Genomic DNA, 21,118 nt, shown 5'->3' on the forward strand with positions numbered 1-21,118 from the left:
GTACGCTCCGATAGTTGTTTTTCTTATTATAAACTTAAAAACAAAAAGACCCTATAAGATGACCTTTTTAAAGTGTCTATCCTATAGGGTACATTTTACATTTGCTTCGACCTTTTTTATAACAGAGTTATTAATTTTCCCATTTAATAAACTAATCATTTAATCCTTTACCATCAAGGATGTGTTGCGTGTATTTTTCAATTCTGGACACGCGAGTTTTGGATTGTTTAGGTTGTGAGAAATGTAGAATGTATGCTCTTTGTCGTCCTGGCGTCAATTTTTCAAAAGCCGTTTTTAAGATAGGCATTTCATTGAATTTATGGTGAAGTTCTTCAGGAATTATGTATTCCTTATGCTCTTTCATAGGCACTTCTAAACCTGCTTTTTCAACTTCGATGGCTTCAAGAATATAATCTTTTATAATTGTTTCCATGCCAACTATTTCTTGAACGTTGGTGAAACGAATTTGGCGCGCCGCCTGTACATTTTCAGTCTGTTGAATTAGAATCCCATGAGCATCCTTTAACAAGGCTCCTTTATGAAACAGAAGCGCACAATAATCTTTAAAACCATGTATTAACACGATGTTTTTTTTCCCAAGCGTATAACAAGGATGCATCCATTTAAATTCTTCAGTCAATTCACAATCCAGAACGATATTTCTCAACGCCGAATATTCTTCCTGCCACTTTTTGGCTTTACCTAAAAATTCATCAACCTTTGGATTCATTTTGCTACTTGTCATCAACGAACACCCCTCTACGATTTTTTAATCGGCTGATATTCTCTAATCGATTTATCATAAAACATTAACTAGTGTCATGTCTAGTTAAAAGAAGGGGACTAATAGCGCTCATTTACAAAAGAATATTGATGAGTTGAAAAAGCGTTTGATACATGTAGCTTCAATCTTTTTTGTATTTTTTTATTGTAAAACATTATACTTTTGGTAAAAAATTAATTCATCACCAAAATTTTCGGACGACTTTTGTTAAAACGTCTACTATATAAATAGTTGATCTTAGTTCCGACTGGGCGACTCCTCGGGGATCAGCAATAGAGGAACCAAGCCTAAAAGCATCACATCCTGTCATAACACCTTCGTAACCAACATCGTGTTGGTCAGAGAACCTGCAGCGTAGCGGATGTTTTCTGTAGCGAAAGCAACAAAGCACTCAGTCTGAACGGAAATCAACCACACGTTTTGGTGATGATATGAAATATTAGGATATATTAGTATATAATGTTTATTGGAGTGTGTTATTTAAAATAAAGCTAAGTAGGAGGAGAATCATGAAAAAATTTTTTATGGTGTTACTAGTAGCATTTGTTTTTGCAGTAATACATCCAACAAAATCGGAAGCGAAAGTGATGTATGATGGAGCAGAGGTTGTAAAAGACCAAACCGGAAAAATGACCTTTAAAAAAGACATCAAGGTATACAAGAAAAATCCAAATGGTACGTTTGATTCGTTAGTGGTCAAGCGAAATAATTTCTTTAGAACGTATGATATTGAAAAATATGATGGCAAAACATTTTACCAGATGGGGCAATATCGGGTACAAGCAACGGATTTGGTAGTTTTCAAAGAAGTACCAATAAAAATTCGTTCATCTTTCTATAACAATCCAACTTATATCTTTATTAATCATGATAGTAATACCGCAACTTACGGAATGTGGTTCAATGAAAGAACCAACCCTGGTTTTTCTTTTACAAACAATGGACAAATAATTTCTTATTGCGGTCCGAATGATGTTAGTTCTAAAGAGTGTATACAGTATCCTGGTACAGATCTTAAAATCTCTGAGTCGAAAAGAAGCGAAAAAGGCGTGCGTTTTGAGCTAACAAAAGATACAGATTTTAAACTCGATCCAATTAAAGGATCTGCAACGATAAGTACATTGAAAAAGGGAAGTATTTTATTTTCAGAAGGTCTAGAAATTAATGGTTATCTAAATGTAACTTGGAAAAAAGATGACAACAACGAATCCACACATTGGATTCCAGTGAATTTATTAAAACCAGTTGGAGAGAAGTAATTAGGAATTTACAAAGCTCTCTTAAGCGCTGCTCTATCTAGTTTTTATGTTAATTGTAAATAAAGGTACCCTCTAAGAAAGACTTTTTTAGTGTCTATCTTAGAGGGTACTTTTATAGTGCTTCATTTAGCTGTATTTGTAGGGTATAAAGTAGGGCTATTTAAAGAATAAGTCGCTAAGTCATTATCTATGGAGGACAAGCATGTAGAGAACGTCCAGTACTGTTTTAAAACTGGCTAAGTGAGACCAAATATAGAAAATTGGCTAGAATTTCAAATAGAAAAGTAATCCAAATCGATATAGTGTGATTTATTATTAATTTAAAGGAATGGTAGGAAGAAAGGAATGAAGATTATTGATCTTTAAAGAAATTCAAGATTTGCTTGATGATCTCAATTCGTTTGCCAGACAGATTGCAAATGTAAGATTATCAAATTTATTATTTGATGTATATGAATTTAGAGATGAATATGTAATGCAAGTAGATTTAATATTTGCGGAAAAAAGTCAATTTGATAATATTCAAGAGGCATTTTCTGCAATATTTAAAAAAGAATTGTTCGATGGAGAGGAATGGGATATCAATGATGAACCAAATTCTTCTGATGAACAATGGATAACAATGCTTGAAAAATGGGTTAATACTTATTACCCCAAAGAAAATATTTGTATTGAATCAATGAATACAGATGATTTTTTAGGTAGATTTAAAAATGAGTTATCTTATCTTAATGCGCCAGAATCAATTATTAAAAAGCTTTTAACTAGATTGAATCATATTGAAATTATTCAAGTAAAAAAAGGACATGTGTATGATTGAACTGCACCCCAATTGTTAGACACATCTAACAATTGGAGGTGCAGTTTTTCTATGGCTAAATATACTGTAGAAGATAAATTACAAGCAGTTGAGCGTTACTTAAATGGAAATGAAAGTGCTAATAAAATAGCTAAATCTTTGGGGACTGATAAACAGGCAATTTTTAAATGGGTTAAGCAATATGAATACAATGGTGCGGAAGCTTTTATTAAGCCATATACAAATTACACACTAACGTTAAAAATGGATGTACTAAATTTTATGATTGAAAACGGTACGTCCTTAAACGAAACGGCAGCAATTTTAAAATACCTGCCCCTTCAACAATTAGTGTTTGGAGAAAGCAATTTGAAACTCTAGGATTAGATGCCCTTCAATCAAAGAAAAAATATTGAGCCTGTCGGAGTTAAATGGCGTGTTAAGACAGGAACATTTACGGGAATGAATGCAGCACAAGCAGGAGCAAATAAATTAAAACAGCTAAGTTAGCCCAAGTAACAAATATTGTTGCAGAATGATTTAAAGCCTAGGTACTCAAATTAATTTTGAGCCTTGGTATTTTTGGTTTAAATTTAAAGCTGAAATTGACATTTTTGTGAAGAATATTATTTTAGAGAACAATCAAATCTAAACGAAGATTTCAAGTGTTTAAACAAAAAATTTACCAAAAGAATACTTTTGTATTATAAAAGAATCATAGGAGCGCCTAAAAGTGGCGGTATATGTGGCGTGAATTGGCGGCATTATAAATGGTTAATAGAACACCGCAAAAAAATAACGGTAGGAACGCCAAATATTGGCGTTAAATTACCATTGAATTGGTATTAATGGGAATGATAGGATGTATGTACTCGAGGAAAATATTTGCTATAGCAAACAGTAAGTATAAATAAAATGGAGGCGATCATCTTGAAACTAATTAAAAAATCAAATATGAAGCTAACAATTGTGGTAACAATGATAATAAGTTTATTTATTCTTCCGTTTGGATCAACAGCAATGGCTACTGAAGATTTTGAACAAAAGGGGACAATTATTGCGGAATCTGTTTATTACAATACACTAACAAAAAAATACGAATTTGATACTGAATTTGCTTTAAGTAATGGTTTGACAACGAACGAGGTAAACAATGCTGAAGCCTATTTTGAAAGTTTATCAGTGACTGAAGTAGAGCAGATGAATAATGAGATTGGTTTTGACGAAAGCTTAGAAATGCAAAATAGTGAAATAACACCTAGTTTCATTCCTGCAATTCCTGCAATTTTAATTCCTATCGCAAAATATTTGATAGGAACGGCAGGTGCAGTTATTATTTATCATGTAATTACTTATGGTATTATTAAAGCGTGCAAAAATTTAAAAGGTGAATATTGGTTCTTTACAGATTTTTGTGAAACAAATGGATGGCTTTAATAGAAAATAATAACTGAGGAGGGTTTACTTATGAAATTTTTAGATAGTAATTTTTTTATTTTTATTTTGGCTTTTGTAATTGCTATTGCGTTTGTCAACCCACCTGTAATGTATGATTTTAAAAGTATAATTTATTTTTCTATTTATTTAATGATTTTAATTTCAGCTGGATTTGTTACATTAAAGTTTTTATTTAAGATGTTTGATTTGGCTGTTTTGAAATTTAGTAAGAACTGAAAATTCCGTTTTACATGTCTATAAGTGAGAAGTCAACTCGTTAATGGGTTGACTTTTTTTGGTTTTATATATCTATATGCTTAAATGCACTGTTCCAAGCAATATTTTTTTATGTAAGTAGCTATTCAATGACCAACAAAAAAAGATTGAAGCAAGAAGCCCCAATCTTTTTTACTCACACATTCTTGTACACACGCTCGCCGTATTTTAATAGCCCCAATCTAGCCCCAAATAGTAATATACATCAACTTGCTAAATGCATAATGGAGCTATTAAATAAAAACGTTGATATATCAATGTTTCGAGGGTCCTTTGTGATTAACTTGCAAAACCGTCACTTTACATTTGGATAAATCATCGTTGCAGGGTCCACATATTCATCGAACTGTTCCTCTGTTAGTAAACCAGATGCAATCGCGGCTTCTTTTAATGTTGTGCCTTCTTTATGGGCTTTCTTCGCAATTTTAGCCGCATTTTCATAACCGATATAAGGGTTTAATGCAGTTACAAGCATTAGTGAATTTTGTAAATTATGGTTAAGTACTTCTGTATTTGGCTCGATACCGACAGCGCAATGATCATTAAATGATTTCATTGTGTCTGCTAGTAGACGGGTTGATTGTAAAAAATTATAGATAATGACTGGTTTGAAGACATTTAGCTCAAAGTTACCTTGGGAAGCGGCAAAGGCAATTGTTGCATCATTACCAACAACTTGTGTAACAACCATGGTCATCGCTTCGCTTTGAGTTGGATTTACTTTACCAGGCATAATAGATGAGCCTGGCTCGTTTTCTGGAATCGTAATTTCACCAATACCAGAACGAGGACCACTCGCTAACCAACGAACATCATTGGCAATTTTCATTAAGTCAGCTGCAAGAGCCTTTAATGCGCCATGTGCGACAACAGCTTCATCATGACTCGTCAGTGCATGGAATTTATTTGCAGCCGAAGTAAAATGTTTTCCTGTTAATTGACTTATTTCCGCTGCTACACGCTCACCAAATTCGGGATGTGCGTTAATACCCGTACCAACTGCTGTTCCACCAATCGCTAATTCCTTCATATATTCAGTATTTTGGACAATCATTTGCTCAGATTTAGCAAGCATTGCTACCCAGCCACTAATTTCTTGACCTAAAGTTAAAGGTGTAGCGTCTTGTAAATGTGTACGACCAATTTTAATAATATCTTTAAATTTTTCTGCTTTGTTATCAAGCGTTTCTTTTAGTAAGCGTAGTCGCGGCAGTAAATAATCTTCAACTTTTAACACTGCAGCAATATGCAAAGCCGTTGGGAAGGTATCGTTTGAGCTTTGAGATTTATTGACATCATCGTTTGGATGGATGCGTTCAGCCTCGCCAACATTTTGTAAAAGTTGGTTTGCACGGTGAGCAATTACCTCATTGACATTCATATTTGACTGTGTACCACTACCAGTTTGCCAAACTACAAGAGGGAATTGATCGTCCCATTGACCCTTTAAAATTTCGTCTGCTGCTTGCACAATCGCATGTGCTTTTATATCTGAAAGCTTACCTAATTTATTATTGGCTATCGCAGCACTTTTCTTTAAAATGGCCATTGCTTGAACTAGCTCAATAGGCATTTGTTCTGTTCCGATTTGGAAATTTTCTTTACTGCGCTGCGTTTGAGCACCCCAAATTTTATCTGCAGGTACTTTAATTTCACCCATAGTGTCTTTTTCAATACGATAATCCATGTAAAACAGCTCCTTTATTTATGTAAATCTCTCCAATTAAGTAAACATTCGACGGAGAATTAAACTTCTTTCAACGGGTATCAAACAGCTGTTGATAGAAGTTAAAAAAAGATATTCTTAGTCTGATGTAAGAATATCCGTTTGATACATGCTTATTTCAAAAAAATAGGGGGATGCTGAACTAAGCATTTCGGAGTAAGAAATAATCTATTGATAATGATAATTGTTATCAATTAAAAAGTCAAATGCTTTTCTTGAAGACAGTTTTATTGTTGAGAATAATTCGCAGTGGATTTTTCTCTTATAGTTCGATTCCCGCTTTTTTAAAGTTAAAACGCTATCATTAAATGATAGCGTCGGAAGGTGAATAGGGAAGAGCTATCTCTTTTTCTTGCCAATTTCTTTTAATGGTTGTTTTTTAGCTATTTTTTCAAAAATGATACTTACTTGATAGTTGTTGTCGTCTATTTGAACAATTTGAACAACTTTAGCTTTACGTCCTTTAATTTTAATGTTCTCTTCGACAGTAGGTAAATTTACGAGCAGCTGACTTAAAACGGACGTCTTGTTTTCATAGAAATGAGTTACAAACATAATCCTTCTCCTTATAAATGTTTTATTAAGCTTAGAAAAAAACCTTCCTTTATTATTGCTTGTATGTAATGTAAAAGAGACAGGGGTTTATGAGGATAATGAGCAAGGGGAAGGTTTTACTCAATGTATGATAAGAGCTAAAAATCTAGAACATTTTTAATTGGGGTAGAGCATAGAGAAAAGATTTTAATCCTGAAGATTGAAATGGATATTAAGATCACTAAATTTTTAATTATATTCAGAATTATTTATATTTTACCAATTTTTAAAATTTTATCTTTATTTTTCCTTTAATTTCTATTAAACTATAAATAGACTTAAACCAAAGGGAGGAATAAAATGAAAAAAATTACTATTAGGTTGTTCTTTATGCTTATCTTTTTATTAGTGCCAATGAATGTTTTTGCAGATGAGTCTTTAGGTGAATTTTCATTTGATCCAAGTAAAATGTCACATCCTTATGACATGGTAAACTCGAAAGGTGAAATCATTAAATATGAGGAGTTTAATGTTAGCAATTCGTCATTACTTAATGAAATACCAAGTGTTCAAGGTTCGGGAGAAATTTCGCCCATCCAGATTGATTCAATAATGGAAGGTCACTCGTTTATCGATATTACACCACCACCAGTTGTTATTAATGATTCTACTGCTAGAGGACCATTACAAATATCACCACGCATTGTCATCGGTGACGATAGTAGAAAAAAAGTAGAGAATACTAAAGAATTGCCATATAGTGCAATTACGTATATCGAAATAAATTGGCCTGATGGAAAAGGTGGTTCTTGTACAGGTTCTTTAGTTGGCAAAAATAAAGTTTTAACAAATGGACATTGTGTAATAAACCCAGAAACAAAAGAAACTATAACTAGTGCAAAGGTTTACCCTGGCGTAAGTAATAGTGTTGGATTATTTGGTTCTTATAAAGTTAATGATTATTATGTAGCTGCTAATTGGGCTTCAACTGGTTCGAGCTCTGAAGACTTCGCTATCCTTGTTTTGGATGTATCAAAAGACAATAAACAGGCTGGAGATGTTGCAGGAACTCTTGGAATCAAACAGGTGAATAATCTTCTTAATCAAAATATCGGTATTTATGGTTATCCGGGAGATTTAATGCAGGCTAATGGTGAAATTTCTCAATTTGGTACGAGAGGAAATATTACTAGAGAGGATGCTTCTGTAGCCTTTTATACAATTGATACTGCACCAGGACAATCGGGTTCAGCATTAATAAACACTGATAATCAAATTATAGGCGTTCATAGAGGTTCATTTGTTATTAATGGGAACCCGATGAATGGAGGACCTAAGATGAACTCTTATATGTTTAATTTTATTTCCAAAGCTTTAGAGTAAAACTACTAACTAATGTAGACAAACTGAGAATTTCGGTTTGTCTATTTTTTTGACGCTAAAAAAATAAGAGCTGACTGAATTGAGCATCCCAAAACATAAGGTGGTATATCTTTTTGGTAGACATTCTTTAAGGATAAAAAAATAGGGGGTTGTAATAAAGACATAAACGGAATGTAAGGGAAATTATTTTCGAAATTAACAGATTATGTTTAATATTAGCTGTAACGAGAAAAATAGCAGTTCAAAATGGAAGTCAGTCTGATTATGCTAGTTCATTATTTTTTGTAAATCGCTATATTATGGCATAATTTTATTATTTTTTATTGCAACTTTCGACATATTTTTTTATTTATTTCTCGGGAAATATTTCACGGATATTGTAGTTACAACGGTATTTTTAATGCTCATAATATAATTTTTGTACTTAGGAATTAGGTAGTGTTATAAGTCAATTTCAATGATGAGTTTATGATTTGTACTAATGTTTTGACTTTTCGGCGTTGATTTCCTTTATAGCTATGCGTGGCTTATGTTTGGCAAAAAGCGTAGGCACGTTATAATAGTAGTAAGGGAGGAAACGAAATGTATTTAAAATCATGTAAGGTATTACAGGGAGAAATTGCAGTGAAAGATCAATATCCCTTTAATATACCAAGTTTGCAGGATTTACAGGAACTAGAGTTTCCTACGAACGTTACCTTCTTTGTAGGGGAAAATGGCTCTGGGAAATCAACCCTATTGGAGGCTATAGCTGATCGCTGTGATTTTAATACAGCGGGGGGCGGCCGTCAAAATATATATGAAGTACATAAAGCGGAATCTGCACTTGGAGAATTCCTCCGTTTATCATGGTGGCCAAAGGTTTCAAATGGCTTTTTCCTACGTTCGGAAACGTTTTATCAATTTGCGAGTCATATTGATTTGTTGGATAATCATCCAAATAAGTATGCCGCTTTTGGTGGTAAGTCGTTACATCATCAATCACATGGGGAGTCCTTTCTTTCGCTGTTTATGAATCGCTTTAAAGGGAAGGCCATTTATTTATTAGATGAGCCTGAAGCGGCGTTGTCACCAACGAGACAGCTGAGTCTCCTCAAAATTATCAAAGATTTAGAGCATGAGGCACAATTTATTATCGCCACACATTCACCTATTTTACTTGGCTATCCAAATGCTACAATTTATAGTTTTGATAATGGGGAGATTGAAGCTATTCGTTATGAGGATACTATACATTACATTGTTACGAAGCGTTTTTTAAATGCACCGGAAACCATTTTTTCAGAGTTATTTGATGAGGAGAGAGAATCATGAATCAACGTAAAGGCTTAGTTATGCGAGAAATTCGGTTAGATGAAATGGCACAGTTTATAGATTTGCTTAATTATGTTTTTCAAATGTCCATGTCCATTCATAAAGATCGTCGCTTTGTGAATGCCAAAAGTAAGCAATTTAATGAAGGACATGCAATTGGTTGGTTCGATGGCTCACATCTTGTATCTCAAATTTTATGCCTACCTTTTGAGGTAAACGTTCATGGTAGGATTTATGAAATGGGAGGCATCACTGCTGTCGGAACGTACCCTGAATATTCTGGGCATGGTTTGATGGAAAGCCTTATTATTGAGACCCTAGAGCGGATGCGAAACGAAGGACAATGCATATCCTATTTATTCCCATATTCTATCCCTTATTACCGAAAAAGGGGTTGGGAAATTATGAGTGATATTGTGGAATTTCAAATCAAAGATACGCAGCTTCCTCGCTACGGTGGCCTAAATGGAAAAATCCGTCGTGTCGATCCGAAACATGAAGACGTTGTGACTATTTATGCGCATTATTCAAAGAAAACGCACGGTGTCATGGTTCGTAATAGTATCGCATGGAATGAAAAGTTTCAGGAAGATTTTTGGGAGGAAAAATTTATCGATAGTGATGTCAACCTCCAGGCAGCGGTTTATTATGATGAGGATGATATACCACAGGGTTATATGTTTTACCGTATTATGGAAGAAAATTTTTACATCGACGAAATTGTCTATTTGCAGGAAGAAGCGCGTAAAGGTTTATGGAATTTTGTCTCAGCACATAACTCAATGATTTACAACGTCTATGGTAAAACAACAGGCAATGAAGCCGTTGCCTTTCTGTTAGAGGATAGTGAAATTATTCAGAAGGTATCCCCTTATTTTATGGCACGAATTGTTGACGTAAAAGAATTTCTGTTACGCTACCCATTCACGGGGAATGATTTTCAGCTTAGACTAGCTGTTCGTGATCGCATTGTTGCATGGAATAATGGTACATTTGTTATAACGAAGCAAGACGGAAAAGTTGCAGTTGAAAAGGTAAGTGAGACACAGTCAGAAAATGCTATTCAACTAACAGTTCAAACACTTGCCACGATGCTACTAGGCTATAAACGACCGAGTTATTTAGAAAAAATTGAGCGTTTACAAGGCAATGCCATTGAAATTGCACTACTAGAGACTGTACTACCAGTAGGCATTCCAACGTTTATTGATTATTTTTAAAAAATTTTTGGGGGATTTGTGCAGAGACAGCTGTACAAATTCCTTTTTTATTGGTTCAAAAGAAAACGAATCGGGTCAACGTAAGAACTGCTCAGCTCCAAGAGAAAACCGCAATCTGCACCCAAAGACTCACTAGGGATAAAAACTATTGGACAAGAAGAGTGGAACATGTTGAATGTGCTGATAAAAACATATGATGATCGAGATAAAGAGTAGCCATAACCCATGCAGTTATGGCGTATTATTCCGTAATCCAAGCTTTTCTTAGCAGTTTTACACCGAGAATGATATCCTCCATTTCTAATTTACTAAAGCCTAATTGTATAATAGGTATAGAGCTTGGCTGTTGTAGAAAATATGGGCTAGTTGGGTAGACCTTGACTCCGTATTGTTGTGCATTTTGAATGAGCTGCTCTTCTGAACATTGAGTTTGCACCTTCACTAATATATAAAGCCCAGATTGTTCTCCAAGTATCGTAATTTTTTCTCCGAACTGTTTGTTAAGCTCCTCTACAAGAGTATTTATTTTATGTTTATAGGTTATACGCATTCTTTTAATATGCCGTGTCCATTCACCTTGTTCCATGAATTTTCCCATTGTTAATTGATGTAAGGACGAGGCGTTATGTTCAAAATAAGCAAAGCGTTCTTTATATGGCTGTATAAGTGATTGCGGTAGTACCATATAGCTTAAACGAATAGCTGGTAAAAATGATTTTGAAAATGTCCCCATATAAATCACACGTGACTTGTCGAGTGAGGCAAGAGCAGGAAATGGCTGTTGCGTATAACGAAATTCACTATCATAATCATCCTCAAGTATATAACCATCAACTTTTTTAGCCCACTGAATTAAAGCTTGACGCTGCTGAATGCTCATGGAAACGCCGTATGGAAAATGATGAGAAGGTGTGACATAGAGTAAGCGCGAATGTAAATGTTTTAAATGCTCAAGCTTTGCACCTTTTTCCGACACAGGTAAAGTTTCTATTTGAAAGTCATGCAGTTTGAACGCTTCTCGTGCACCGTTGTAGCCAGGGTCTTCTAAAATAACACTTGGGAAATGTTTCTTTAATAGAAAGCCTAGATAAATTAACATTTGTTGCGTGCTACTACCGATAATAATGTCCTCTTCATTTACATGAACGCCACGAGCTTGAAGCAAATAATGTACAAGCTGTTCTTTTAGAAGCTGCTCACCGAAAGGGTCGCCATATTCATAGCATTTTTGTAAAGGTAACACTTGATTAGCCATTTGCCGCCATATTTTTAAAGGGAAATGTTGTTGATCGACAGCTCCAGCCCGAAAATCAATGATGACATCTCCACTGTTAGTTTTAGTTTCTTGACTAAGGCTGGGCCGTTCCTCCTCCTGAAAAAAAACTTTTTCAAATTCATTCACGAAATAGCCCTTTCGTCTTTCACCACGTATGTATCCTTCCGCTACGAGTTGTTCATAGGCAGTTAAAGTTGTATTCCGACTAACATGTAAAGTTTCGGCTAGCCTTCGAATAGAAGGAAGCGAATCATTCGTTGTTAATCTCCGTTGTTCGATTAACCATTTGATTTGTTGATAAATTTGTTTATATTTTGCCTCTTCATCTGTAAATAAGAAAATAAAATCGTCCATAAAGTCCCTCCTTGACATGTTGGAATGTAGAAAACTGTTTCTTTTTAAATGTCAGTTAGTTTTTTATCATAATACAAGAATTACATAGTAAAAGAAATGGGGAGAAACGATTATGGAGATTTGTACAGTTACCTTGGCAACTGTTGGAGAGGTCGTGCCATTATTTAATGCCTATCGAGAATTTTATAGTCAACCATCAGATTTAGCACAGGCTGAGCGGTTTCTAATGGAGCGTTTAAATAAGGAGGAATCGGTAATTTTTTTAGCTTATTTGGATGCGCAGCCAGTTGGTTTTGTCCAGCTATATCCTATTTTTTCATCTGTTGCAATGAAGCAGGCGTATATTCTAAACGATTTATTCGTGGCAGAGCATGCTAGGAAACAAGGTGTAGCACTGGGTCTAATTGAACAGTGTTATTCTTACTGTTTACAGAAAGAAGCGCGTTATATAGCTTTAGAAACAGCGACAGACAACGTTCGCGCTCAAAAATTATATGAGAAGCTCGGGATGAAAGTAGACGATGGAGTATTTCATTATATTAAATATTGGTAAGAGGAGTTTTGAATAATGACTGTAGCAATCAAACAATTAACAACGCAGCAGGAGTGGATGGAAGCATATTACGTTCTCGTGCAGCTTCGTACGGAATTAACAGTAGAAAAATACCTCCAATTATTAAAAGAAATGACCCAAGATGGCTATTTGTTATTTGCTTTATACGAAAATACGAACATTGTGGCTGTCGCCGGATTAAGTTGGAGAGTCAACTTTTACAGTGAACGCCATATTTTTGTCTATGATTTAGTGACAGATGAGAAGTATCGTTCATTAGGTTATGGAGAAATATTATTGCACTATCTTCACAAATGGAGCAAAGAAAATGGCGCGCACTATATTGCTTTAGAGTCTGGTATTCAAAGGACTAGTGCGCATCGTTTTTATGAAGATCGATTAGGATATGAAAAATGGTGCTTTTCTTTTCGAAAAGCATTGTGATCAAAGGAATATGATTTTTTTAAACCTCACACACTAGTGAAAACATGAAGGAGGTTTAACATGAAAGCATCATTCAAAAAACTAATTCTCACGAGCCTGCTTATAATGAGCTTTACACCAATTTGTTATGCAAATAATGTAATTCAACAACATGCAAATGGTGAAGATGGACAGCTTGTTTACCATGTGAAATACGATTATGCTGCTATTTGTAAGGTGCTTGGGATAACGCAAGACGTCTATGATCAATACTGGAAAGAAGGTCTTTCTATTGTCGATATGGCAAAAAAGGAAGGGATAGAACGTCGTGAGATTGAAAGCTATTTTATCACTTTCCACTATCAAGAAATGCAAAAGTGGCGTAAGAAGGGTGCAATGAATGAGCGTCATTATTTTAATTTAGTTTATGATTTAAAAGATGACATTAAAGAATTTATTGAGCGGAATCCAAATAAAGAGTGAAAGCGACTAGAGTTTTTCTAGTCGCTCTTTAAATGTTTGTTTACTGAATAACATTTAATATTTATTTATAATGATTGATTATTTAACGATTATCATTGAAAATATCTTGATATCAACTCTGCTGTTTAATATGCTTAACATGAAGAAGGACGCAATATAGGGACCTACGAAGTTTCCACATCAAGCGGCGGAAAAGCAGGAGTTAGCGACGCAATTCAAGCATTAAGCGGCGGAAAAGCAGATGTTGCCGGCAAACTTCAACCATCAACTAGCGGTTTCCGGAAAACAGCTTACCATCACTTGTCATTCTTCGTGTAAATATTTTGAACAGGGGGAAAATTATGGTTTTGGAAAGTGTAATAAGCGCGATTTTTCAAGTCATTTTATTTTCAGTTATACCGTTTATTTGGTGGTTTTTCTCAGCAAGAAAGCAACAATCATTTTTAAGATGGATCGGCCTCAAAAAGCTTGTCATTGAAAATAAAGGGAAATATTTTATATGGGTTTTATTCATTATTGTTTTATTAACCTTACCACTCACTATAATTACGTATCTTTACTTAGACAGTTCAATTTTAGCGTCCAATCGTTTTACAGGACTTGGTTTTTCAGCGCTCATACCAGCCTTTTTCTATGCTATTGTACAAACTGGGTTTTCAGAGGAGCTGCTGTTCCGTGGCTTTTTACTGAAACGATTCATGCATAGGTTTGGTTTTCAAATAGGAAATATCGTACAAAGTTTACTATTTGGCATTTTACATGGATTGATGATATTTTCTTTTATTCCTTTTGGAGTCGTCGTATTAGTTGTTATGTCAGCCGCTTTTGCAGGTTATTTATTGGGATGGATCAATGAGAGAAAGTCTAATGGCTCCATCCTAACAAGCTGGTGCATACATGGCATTAGTAATCTGATTGCCTCTTTCATGGCAATGTTCAATGTGCTCTAAATACCTAGCTTATTTGCATTTCATCCTATTCGATTGCATAATAAAGATTGAAGTACAGTTTAACGAGCAGGTAGTAAAAGGTTGCTTGCTTGTAGGTTTTATATTAACTTTCTCAGCAGCTGGAATCTCCGGATCGGAAAGGGAGTTTTTTGTGCAAGTACAAAGCGGGTTCAGGACGCGAATATCACCGTAATAATAGCATTTACGACTTTTTTGTCGTCTCACTTGCTATACTATTATTAGGTATTATAGGAGTAGTGTTATTCAAAAGACGAAAAAAGAAGGGACGAGCATAAATGACGGAATGGCCAAAGGGAGTAGCGAAACCTGCTATACGTGCATTGAATGCGGCAGGCTATACAAAATTAGAGCAATTGGAAAAGGTTGATTTATCAGAGTTGAAAAATTTACATGGAATGGGACCGAAAGCGCTAGCGGCCATTGAAACAGCACTGAATGAAAGTAGGAAGCACAGTGAATAAACTAACGTTATTTTTACTGTTAATGGTGATCTATTATATTTTGGTTGTTTTCGTGATTAGCAAGTTATTTATTATTCCTCTCATGAAGTTTATGGCGCTTGTATTCTTCCTTGGAGCTGGCTTTATTTTTTCTCGAAAAATGCGGAGGAAACTACAGTAGGAGGAATTATGAGAATTACAAAACTAGTCATATTTTATTTGTTCATATTTATTTTAACAATAGTACTATCACTAGCAGGCGTGCATCTATCCATTACAATCTGCATTATTGCCCTTACAGTGATGGCAATGCTTTATAGACATATACATATTTTATTTAGGACAAATAATATGAAGATGGTAGATAAATTAGTAAAAGATCGTAAAAAAGATCCGTTTTTTGCCTATCCTTACACGCTTGCTTATGGGACTAGGGAAGAGCAGCTTCACTCATTAGAAACAGCCATCGTAAAATATAAGCAGCCAGCAATGAAGTATAACTATAAATTTCTGATGGCGATCATGAAAGAGAATTTAGAGGAAGCAAAGGATGCGGCCGATAAAATAAAAAAAGAGCCATTAACTAGCTATGCAAAATGTTATATCGCAGCACTTGAAGAACGAACAACTGACATGCGCAGCGATCAGCTTACAAAGCCGTGGATGCAGCCGGCAATTGAAGCGGTTTATGCATACAAAAAGAACAATGAAACAGCCCTTCATCAGCATGCCCAGGAAAGCATTGAAATGGCTCGCGGTGTACAAAAATATGTGTTAATACATGCATTTGAAAAAATGAAAACTGATCTGTAAAAAAATTAGGCTACTTGATGCTATATGGTGTCAGGTAGCCTATTTTTTAATTAAGTAAATTACACTTTTACATACAAATCTTCTTTATTCATTCGTCTAATAAAGTAAGAGAGGTGAGAAGATGGAGTTTGAAGAGCTTTATGAACAATATTTTCAATGCATATATCAATTTATTTACTATATGGTCTCGGATCCAGTTTTAGCGGAGGATTTAACACAGGAAACCTTTATCCGTGTTTATAAAGGACAGTTTAGAAATGAGGCTGCTATGGGCACTTATATAAGGAGAATAGCACGAAACCTTGTCTATGACACCTATAGAAAAAAAGCACTTATAAAATGGTTACCATTTCAAAGAGAACATGAAAAACGGGAGACAAAATATGTACCACATGATTGGATCGTGCAGTCTGAGGAGCGTCGGCTGTTATATGAAGCAATCCAATTATTAAAGCCTGAATATCGAGAAGTTCTTATTTACAGAAAAATTGAAGAGTTGAATTTAGCCGAAACTAGTGAGATTTTAGGGTTGTCTACAGTTAAAATAGCAAATACACAGAGAAATGCTATGAAGGCTTTGGAGAAAATACTTTGAGGTGATGAATATGGATTTAAACAATCGACTGAAGGAACTCAATAATTTACCGGAAGATCAGGCTGTAAAGGCTCGTATTTATGAACACATTCACCATAAGAAAAGACATGGCTTACCGTTATGGAAGGAAAGTGTTTTACTACTAACGATTGCCATGATTACTCTATTTTTAATTTTAATCCCACAAAATTCATCACCACCTCAAACTGCTGATCAATCCATTCAAGCAATTTATAAGCATTTCGGAGGAAAAGAAGGTAAATTCCTTGCGCGAAGTTCGAGTTTGTATATTTCTATAAAGAAGGTTGAAGATACTATAGTTTATAGCTTTTTTGAAGACTTTACACAGTATGTCGAAAAGGCAGATGGAAAGTTAGGTAGCTATATTGCAGATGTAGTCGTTGTTAAAGGTCATCGGGAAGAGCGCTATCAGATTTCAGATACAGGCATGCTAAATGTTGATACGGGCCAGTTTTTTGTTGGAAATTCTGACATGTATGATAAAGTGTTTCAAACATTATACTCTGTAGAAACAATACCTTGGATTTTTATCCTGCCACTTATCGTAATAGCTGTAAATATATTCTCTACGTACTATTATAAACGTCTTAATCTTCAAGGATCTAAACCCTCTAAGCATGTATGGTGGGTATTAGTATTTGGGCTTGTGATAATTTCTAGCGTATTTGCTTGGGCAACCTGGGTTGGTCCATTGTATAAGCCATTAATGATTACGTTTACGCTTTTATATGGTATCATTTTTTGGAATTTCATAATACGAGATGTACAGACATATGCTATATATAAAATAGAAACGATAAAAATAAGTATTATTAGTGCAATACTTATTTTAATTATTATGCTTTATTAATAGCTTTAATAATTAAACCACCTATATCTTGCATAAGAAACAATTGCAAAGGTATAGGTGGTTTTAATTACCCATCAACGCAGTACTAGAGTGGAGTATGCTCTATTCCCTCTTACTCAATAAAATTCCACGAACGACTCCCGTTATAAATATAGTACACAGTACAAATAGAAATAAATAAGCATGCCACTGCTGTAAAATACGATGATGGCCTAAAGCTACTGCTAAGTCATTGAAAAGTGAATATGTAAAGTACAGTAGTATACTATTTTTGATGAGACAAAAAATAATGATCCCATTTTGTCGCTCTGTATGAGATAAGGTAGGCTTATTTTTACGTGGGATAGGATAAGCAGCTCTAATCTCTAAGTATTGTAAAAGTAAAAATAGCATAAAGGCAGTAAAGGGTAAATAAAAAATAGCGATTTTCGGACCAAATTGCGCATGTTCACTTGTAAAGCTTTGCAAAACAGGTATAGTTGCGGGGAGCTTACTGTATTGGATTAGCGCTGCCGTAATGCCAGCTAAGAAAATGGTCGCGACAATTAGCGTTAGTGGCTTACAAAAACGCGGTGTAAGTGTTTTTTGTTGTTCAAGCATTCATTCACCTCGTAGTTTATCTATTTACAATTATGCCTCGGCATAATTATTGTGCCGACGCTTCACTTTCGCTACATACAACATTTGTAGCTGACGCTTCGCTTTCGCTACATACAACATTTGTTGAAGGAAGTTAAGTAGCGGTCTGTTATACTGTATCATATGAATACCATTTTGTGTGTTATAGAAAGAAGGATTAAATGGAATACTTGCTATTTTTACTTATAGGTATCACTGGCAACGTCATAGGAACATTAGTTGGAGGTGGAGGGTTAATTACATTACCAACTATGATGTTAGTGGGTGTACCAGTCCATTCAGCGATTGGTGCGAATAAGGTTTCAAATATGGTCAGCGCCTTTTCAAGCTTCTATACGATTTATAAAAGAAAAGAATTGTCATGGTCAGAAATGCGTTCAGTACTACTTGTTTCCCTAGTAGGTGGTACCCTCGGTGGTCTGTTTGCATCGTTTATGAGCAGTCAAACATTGACGTTCATTGCGATTACTTTATTAGGCTTTGCCCTTATTATGTCCTTTATAGGTGGAGCTGAATTTGGAGAAAAAGAAAGCTTTACAATGAATCGTAAAAACGGTCCAATACTTCTTGGTGTTGGTTTTTATGATGGGATGTTCGGTCCTGGGAGCAGTACGCTGGCACTTTATACATATGCTCATGAGAAAATCTCTTATATGAAAGCTGTAGGTCTGTCACGTGTAGGTGTTTTTGCGATGTGCTCTGGAGCCGCAATTACGTATATTGCTACAGGTAAAATTGATTGGCCATTGACCATCGTGTTAATGGTTGGCTCTGTCATTGGTGCACAAATAGGGATTATCCTTGCAAGAAAGGTTAGGGCAAGCCAAGTTAAGCTATTACTACGTATCGTAACCATTATGCTAATAGTACAACTCTTATATGATTTTATCTTCATTCAGTAGAGGACACACCTTTGTAAGAAGGTAATAAGATAAATGGGGATGTGATCCTTTTCAGCGGATATCCAAACTGATCTACTGAATGAAGATAAAGCCTCCAGCGGATGTCACGCATTGTTTGTGTGAAAGCGAAGCAGCAGTGGCAATTACGCCAAGGCAAAATTGATAAAATACAGATATAGGGAGGCGATATCCATGTTTGAAATCACACCTTTTCCATCTTTTTCGTGGTCACTGTCACGTCATAAAACGTTAACAAGCTGTGCGCGAAAATATGGCTATGAATATTATTTTTCTCATAATGGCTGGCTAAGTTATAATGTAGAGCCGTCTCATCAACATGTCTATCGCTTAAAAAAGCTCCAATCTATGCCGATTTTATTTGGTCAAATCGTCCATCACTTAATAGAGCAATCGATCAATGATTATTTGCAAACTGGCAAGTCGCCGACTGTTGCTGAGCTAGTAAATCGTGCACGTGGCCAGCTTAATGTTGCTTTTATCGATTCTACACGCCATGTAGATTTATGGAGACATAAGCCGAATAAATTTTATATGATGCAGGAAATTTATTACGATGGGCAGTTAAATCCTGAACTTGTACAAGACTATAAGGAGCGAATGACCGCAGTCTTTGACAACTTTCTAAACAGTGCAACATTCCAGCAAATTACCGCTCAAAAAGGCTCACTAAAAATTGGTGAGCCTGAACAATTTCGTTCCATGAAAATAGAGGGGATACAAGTTTTCGTCGTAATGGATTTTCATTATTACGATGAAATAGCAGACAAGTGGATTATTATCGACTGGAAAACAGGCGGAGAATCCGATGATGATCGCCAGCAATTAGCGCTCTACGCATACTATATTCAACAGAAATATCGTGTATCTCTTGACCAGATTGATGTCTATAATGAATATTTATTGACGGGTAAACGAAAAAAATATGTCTTTACAGCATTTGATATGGACAATATTTTACATACGTTTCAGCGAAGTGTACTAGAAATGAAAAAGTATCAGGCAGATATTTTTTCTAATGAACCCGTGGACCTTGAGGAATTTGAGCAATCCCTTGAAAAATGGCACTGTAAAGGGTGTAATTTTAAAGAATTATGTATGCAAAATAGCTCTCTTATTTAAGAGTAATGCGGATAAGAAGTTTGTTTTTTCCAATGAACCAATGGATTTTGAGGGGGAATCGTTTTAAAGAATTGTGAGTGAAGAGTTAAGTAGAAGTGGAGCATATAAAAATGTCATACCTAACTTAAACTGTACCCTATAAGATAGACACTTTGAAAAAAGTCTATCCTATAGGGTACTTTTGTTTATAATTAGAAAAAAGATGTCGGAGCGGAATAAATGACGAAAAAATTATTTACTAAAAAAGAGCAAGAACAACTTAACTGTAATCCTAATGTCCAAGCTATTAGTGATAAAGCGATTACTTATACTGAGGATTTTAAACGCCATTTTATTGCAGAAAATGAAAAAGGAAAACTCCCAAGAATGATTTTTGAAGAGGCCGGTTTAGATGTTGAACTGATTGGTTTAAAGCGCATTAGTTCAGCGGGAAAGCGGTGGCGTGCAGCTTATCGTACAACTGGAGTAGCGGGTTTACAAGATACACGGAAAACGAAGTCAGGTCGTCCAATAGAACGAGAATTAAGTTTAGAAGAAAAAATTACACGATTAGAAGCGAAAAATCGATTATTACAAGCGGAGAATGAACTTTTAAAAAAGCTCGATCTACTCGAAAGGCAGATGTTAAAGAAGAAATAACAATCGCAACAGAACTAAAATTTGATTTAATCAGTAAAACGATTCAAAAATATAAACTAAAACGGTTAGTTAGCTATCTAAGTGAAATCATGGGCGTATCTCGTTCAGGTTACTATAATTATTTCGCAGAAAAATCAACACAAAAGCGTGCAGCCCATGAGTTAGTAGATGAAGCTATCAAAGAAATTATTTTAAAAGCGTATCATTTCCGAGGACGTAAGAAAGGTGCACGTCAAATTAAAATGACGTTAGAAAATCAATATGGGATTACGTATAACTTAAAACGT

Annotated in this window: 23 protein-coding genes and 3 pseudogenes; 20 read left to right on the plus strand and 6 right to left on the minus strand. The window is 35.0% G+C overall.

The features are described 5' to 3' along the window. Positions 1 to 151: 151 nt before the first annotated feature. Positions 152 to 745, minus strand: a complete 594-nt coding sequence (locus PVA17_RS20920) for a YdeI/OmpD-associated family protein (protein ID WP_274068832.1) — start codon at positions 743 to 745, stop codon at positions 152 to 154. A gap of 548 nt (positions 746 to 1,293) precedes the next feature. Here PVA17_RS20920 and PVA17_RS20925 point away from each other — a divergent pair. From PVA17_RS20925 to PVA17_RS20945, 5 genes and pseudogenes are all read left to right on the plus strand, one after another. Next, entirely contained in the window at positions 1,294 to 2,043 is a 750-nt protein-coding gene (locus tag PVA17_RS20925; RefSeq protein WP_274068833.1) for a hypothetical protein, read from the plus strand. Between the two features lie 355 nt (positions 2,044 to 2,398). Further along, on the plus strand, positions 2,399 to 2,863 hold the full coding sequence (locus tag PVA17_RS20930; RefSeq protein WP_132362805.1) for a hypothetical protein: 465 nt from the start codon (positions 2,399 to 2,401) through the stop codon (positions 2,861 to 2,863). Between the two features lie 51 nt (positions 2,864 to 2,914). Next, positions 2,915 to 3,252, plus strand: a pseudogene (locus PVA17_RS20935) (transposase); the annotation flags it as partial. Between the two features lie 520 nt (positions 3,253 to 3,772). Continuing rightward, positions 3,773 to 4,279 carry a hypothetical protein gene (locus tag PVA17_RS20940; RefSeq protein ID WP_274068834.1) on the plus strand — a complete coding sequence of 169 codons (507 nt, stop codon included), beginning with the start codon at positions 3,773 to 3,775 and terminating at the stop codon, positions 4,277 to 4,279. Positions 4,280 to 4,309: 30 nt separating this feature from the next. Then, positions 4,310 to 4,516: a hypothetical protein gene (locus tag PVA17_RS20945; protein ID WP_132362799.1), complete on the plus strand. Its 207-nt coding sequence runs from the start codon at positions 4,310 to 4,312 to the stop codon at positions 4,514 to 4,516. 334 nt (positions 4,517 to 4,850) lie between these two features. Here the strand turns inward: PVA17_RS20945 and fumC are convergent, their stop codons facing one another. Continuing rightward, positions 4,851 to 6,242, minus strand: coding sequence for a class II fumarate hydratase (gene fumC / locus PVA17_RS20950; RefSeq protein WP_274068835.1), 1,392 nt, complete (start codon positions 6,240 to 6,242; stop codon positions 4,851 to 4,853). Between the two features lie 378 nt (positions 6,243 to 6,620). After that, positions 6,621 to 6,836: a hypothetical protein gene (locus PVA17_RS20955; RefSeq protein WP_132362795.1), complete on the minus strand. Its 216-nt coding sequence runs from the start codon at positions 6,834 to 6,836 to the stop codon at positions 6,621 to 6,623. A gap of 339 nt (positions 6,837 to 7,175) precedes the next feature. On the opposite strand from PVA17_RS20955, the gene PVA17_RS20960 reads away from it, so the two are divergent. The 3 genes from PVA17_RS20960 (at position 7,176) to PVA17_RS20970 (ending at position 10,732) form a co-directional block, all read left to right on the plus strand. Next, positions 7,176 to 8,198, plus strand: a complete 1,023-nt coding sequence (locus PVA17_RS20960; protein ID WP_274068836.1) for a trypsin-like serine peptidase — start codon at positions 7,176 to 7,178, stop codon at positions 8,196 to 8,198. 582 nt (positions 8,199 to 8,780) lie between these two features. After that, complete coding sequence (locus PVA17_RS20965; protein WP_274068837.1) at positions 8,781 to 9,512, plus strand: AAA family ATPase; 732 nt, start codon at positions 8,781 to 8,783, stop codon at positions 9,510 to 9,512. Further along, a complete protein-coding gene (locus tag PVA17_RS20970; RefSeq protein ID WP_274068838.1) occupies positions 9,509 to 10,732 on the plus strand; it encodes a GNAT family N-acetyltransferase in 1,224 nt (407 codons plus the stop codon). Before PVA17_RS20965 ends, PVA17_RS20970 begins: the two co-directional genes overlap by 4 nt. Before the next feature lie 241 nt (positions 10,733 to 10,973). Here the strand turns inward: PVA17_RS20970 and pdxR are convergent, their stop codons facing one another. Beyond that, the gene (pdxR, locus tag PVA17_RS20975; RefSeq protein WP_274068839.1) at positions 10,974 to 12,362 is read right to left on the minus strand and encodes a MocR-like pyridoxine biosynthesis transcription factor PdxR; all 1,389 of its coding nucleotides are present in this window, start codon (positions 12,360 to 12,362) and stop codon (positions 10,974 to 10,976) included. 112 nt (positions 12,363 to 12,474) lie between these two features. Here pdxR and PVA17_RS20980 point away from each other — a divergent pair, with 112 nt between their 5' ends. From PVA17_RS20980 to PVA17_RS21015, 8 genes are all read left to right on the plus strand, one after another. After that, positions 12,475 to 12,915, plus strand: a complete 441-nt coding sequence (locus PVA17_RS20980; protein WP_274068840.1) for a GNAT family N-acetyltransferase — start codon at positions 12,475 to 12,477, stop codon at positions 12,913 to 12,915. Between the two features lie 15 nt (positions 12,916 to 12,930). After that, positions 12,931 to 13,359 carry a GNAT family N-acetyltransferase gene (locus tag PVA17_RS20985; RefSeq protein WP_274068841.1) on the plus strand — a complete coding sequence of 143 codons (429 nt, stop codon included), beginning with the start codon at positions 12,931 to 12,933 and terminating at the stop codon, positions 13,357 to 13,359. 60 nt (positions 13,360 to 13,419) lie between these two features. Further along, positions 13,420 to 13,821 carry a hypothetical protein gene (locus tag PVA17_RS20990; protein WP_132362781.1) on the plus strand — a complete coding sequence of 134 codons (402 nt, stop codon included), beginning with the start codon at positions 13,420 to 13,422 and terminating at the stop codon, positions 13,819 to 13,821. A gap of 341 nt (positions 13,822 to 14,162) precedes the next feature. Further along, positions 14,163 to 14,771 (plus strand): CPBP family intramembrane glutamic endopeptidase, encoded by a 609-nt coding sequence (locus PVA17_RS20995; protein WP_274068842.1) that lies wholly within the window; start codon positions 14,163 to 14,165, stop codon positions 14,769 to 14,771. Positions 14,772 to 15,067: 296 nt separating this feature from the next. Continuing rightward, positions 15,068 to 15,253 (plus strand): helix-hairpin-helix domain-containing protein, encoded by a 186-nt coding sequence (locus tag PVA17_RS21000; protein WP_132362777.1) that lies wholly within the window; start codon positions 15,068 to 15,070, stop codon positions 15,251 to 15,253. A 168-nt stretch (positions 15,254 to 15,421) separates the two neighbouring features. Then, complete coding sequence (locus PVA17_RS21005; protein ID WP_274068843.1) at positions 15,422 to 16,045, plus strand: hypothetical protein; 624 nt, start codon at positions 15,422 to 15,424, stop codon at positions 16,043 to 16,045. A 121-nt stretch (positions 16,046 to 16,166) separates the two neighbouring features. Further along, positions 16,167 to 16,640 (plus strand): RNA polymerase sigma factor, encoded by a 474-nt coding sequence (locus PVA17_RS21010; RefSeq protein WP_274068844.1) that lies wholly within the window; start codon positions 16,167 to 16,169, stop codon positions 16,638 to 16,640. A gap of 10 nt (positions 16,641 to 16,650) precedes the next feature. Continuing rightward, positions 16,651 to 17,511 carry a hypothetical protein gene (locus PVA17_RS21015; RefSeq protein ID WP_274068845.1) on the plus strand — a complete coding sequence of 287 codons (861 nt, stop codon included), beginning with the start codon at positions 16,651 to 16,653 and terminating at the stop codon, positions 17,509 to 17,511. Between the two features lie 102 nt (positions 17,512 to 17,613). Here PVA17_RS21015 and PVA17_RS21020 read toward each other — a convergent pair whose 3' ends face one another. Together PVA17_RS21020 and PVA17_RS21025 are read right to left on the minus strand one after the other, a co-directional pair. Continuing rightward, the gene (locus tag PVA17_RS21020) at positions 17,614 to 18,111 is read right to left on the minus strand and encodes a DUF1648 domain-containing protein (RefSeq protein WP_274068846.1); all 498 of its coding nucleotides are present in this window, start codon (positions 18,109 to 18,111) and stop codon (positions 17,614 to 17,616) included. A 30-nt stretch (positions 18,112 to 18,141) separates the two neighbouring features. After that, positions 18,142 to 18,273 carry a hypothetical protein gene (locus tag PVA17_RS21025; protein WP_274068847.1) on the minus strand — a complete coding sequence of 44 codons (132 nt, stop codon included), beginning with the start codon at positions 18,271 to 18,273 and terminating at the stop codon, positions 18,142 to 18,144. A 38-nt stretch (positions 18,274 to 18,311) separates the two neighbouring features. On the opposite strand from PVA17_RS21025, the gene PVA17_RS21030 reads away from it, so the two are divergent. From PVA17_RS21030 to PVA17_RS21045, 4 genes and pseudogenes are all read left to right on the plus strand, one after another. Beyond that, complete coding sequence (locus PVA17_RS21030; protein WP_274068848.1) at positions 18,312 to 19,052, plus strand: sulfite exporter TauE/SafE family protein; 741 nt, start codon at positions 18,312 to 18,314, stop codon at positions 19,050 to 19,052. Between the two features lie 192 nt (positions 19,053 to 19,244). Further along, positions 19,245 to 20,192: a PD-(D/E)XK nuclease family protein gene (locus PVA17_RS21035; RefSeq protein WP_274068849.1), complete on the plus strand. Its 948-nt coding sequence runs from the start codon at positions 19,245 to 19,247 to the stop codon at positions 20,190 to 20,192. Between the two features lie 219 nt (positions 20,193 to 20,411). Continuing rightward, positions 20,412 to 20,792, plus strand: a pseudogene (locus PVA17_RS21040) (HTH domain-containing protein); the annotation flags it as partial. 128 nt (positions 20,793 to 20,920) lie between these two features. Next, positions 20,921 to 21,118: pseudogene (locus PVA17_RS21045) on the plus strand (IS3 family transposase); the annotation flags it as partial.

Source organism: Lysinibacillus sp. CNPSo 3705, from assembly GCF_028674935.1.
Classification (GTDB): domain Bacteria; phylum Bacillota; class Bacilli; order Bacillales_A; family Planococcaceae; genus Lysinibacillus.

What these genes read in the sequence shown, in the direction of transcription:
- PVA17_RS20920 (WP_274068832.1), bottom strand. Translation starts at nt 745, where the DNA reads ATGACAAGTAGCAAAATGAATCCAAAGGTTGATGAATTTTTAGGTAAA.
- PVA17_RS20925 (WP_274068833.1), top strand. Translation starts at nt 1,294, where the DNA reads ATGAAAAAATTTTTTATGGTGTTACTAGTAGCATTTGTTTTTGCAGTA.
- PVA17_RS20945 (WP_132362799.1), top strand. Translation starts at nt 4,310, where the DNA reads ATGAAATTTTTAGATAGTAATTTTTTTATTTTTATTTTGGCTTTTGTA.
- fumC (WP_274068835.1), bottom strand. Translation starts at nt 6,242, where the DNA reads ATGGATTATCGTATTGAAAAAGACACTATGGGTGAAATTAAAGTACCT.
- PVA17_RS20955 (WP_132362795.1), bottom strand. Translation starts at nt 6,836, where the DNA reads ATGTTTGTAACTCATTTCTATGAAAACAAGACGTCCGTTTTAAGTCAG.
- PVA17_RS20960 (WP_274068836.1), top strand. Translation starts at nt 7,176, where the DNA reads ATGAAAAAAATTACTATTAGGTTGTTCTTTATGCTTATCTTTTTATTA.
- PVA17_RS20965 (WP_274068837.1), top strand. Translation starts at nt 8,781, where the DNA reads ATGTATTTAAAATCATGTAAGGTATTACAGGGAGAAATTGCAGTGAAA.
- PVA17_RS20970 (WP_274068838.1), top strand. Translation starts at nt 9,509, where the DNA reads ATGAATCAACGTAAAGGCTTAGTTATGCGAGAAATTCGGTTAGATGAA.
- pdxR (WP_274068839.1), bottom strand. Translation starts at nt 12,362, where the DNA reads ATGGACGATTTTATTTTCTTATTTACAGATGAAGAGGCAAAATATAAA.
- PVA17_RS20980 (WP_274068840.1), top strand. Translation starts at nt 12,475, where the DNA reads ATGGAGATTTGTACAGTTACCTTGGCAACTGTTGGAGAGGTCGTGCCA.
- PVA17_RS20985 (WP_274068841.1), top strand. Translation starts at nt 12,931, where the DNA reads ATGACTGTAGCAATCAAACAATTAACAACGCAGCAGGAGTGGATGGAA.
- PVA17_RS20990 (WP_132362781.1), top strand. Translation starts at nt 13,420, where the DNA reads ATGAAAGCATCATTCAAAAAACTAATTCTCACGAGCCTGCTTATAATG.
- PVA17_RS20995 (WP_274068842.1), top strand. Translation starts at nt 14,163, where the DNA reads ATGGTTTTGGAAAGTGTAATAAGCGCGATTTTTCAAGTCATTTTATTT.
- PVA17_RS21000 (WP_132362777.1), top strand. Translation starts at nt 15,068, where the DNA reads ATGACGGAATGGCCAAAGGGAGTAGCGAAACCTGCTATACGTGCATTG.
- PVA17_RS21005 (WP_274068843.1), top strand. Translation starts at nt 15,422, where the DNA reads ATGAGAATTACAAAACTAGTCATATTTTATTTGTTCATATTTATTTTA.
- PVA17_RS21010 (WP_274068844.1), top strand. Translation starts at nt 16,167, where the DNA reads ATGGAGTTTGAAGAGCTTTATGAACAATATTTTCAATGCATATATCAA.
- PVA17_RS21015 (WP_274068845.1), top strand. Translation starts at nt 16,651, where the DNA reads ATGGATTTAAACAATCGACTGAAGGAACTCAATAATTTACCGGAAGAT.
- PVA17_RS21020 (WP_274068846.1), bottom strand. Translation starts at nt 18,111, where the DNA reads ATGCTTGAACAACAAAAAACACTTACACCGCGTTTTTGTAAGCCACTA.
- PVA17_RS21025 (WP_274068847.1), bottom strand. Translation starts at nt 18,273, where the DNA reads ATGATACAGTATAACAGACCGCTACTTAACTTCCTTCAACAAATGTTG.
- PVA17_RS21030 (WP_274068848.1), top strand. Translation starts at nt 18,312, where the DNA reads ATGGAATACTTGCTATTTTTACTTATAGGTATCACTGGCAACGTCATA.
- PVA17_RS21035 (WP_274068849.1), top strand. Translation starts at nt 19,245, where the DNA reads ATGTTTGAAATCACACCTTTTCCATCTTTTTCGTGGTCACTGTCACGT.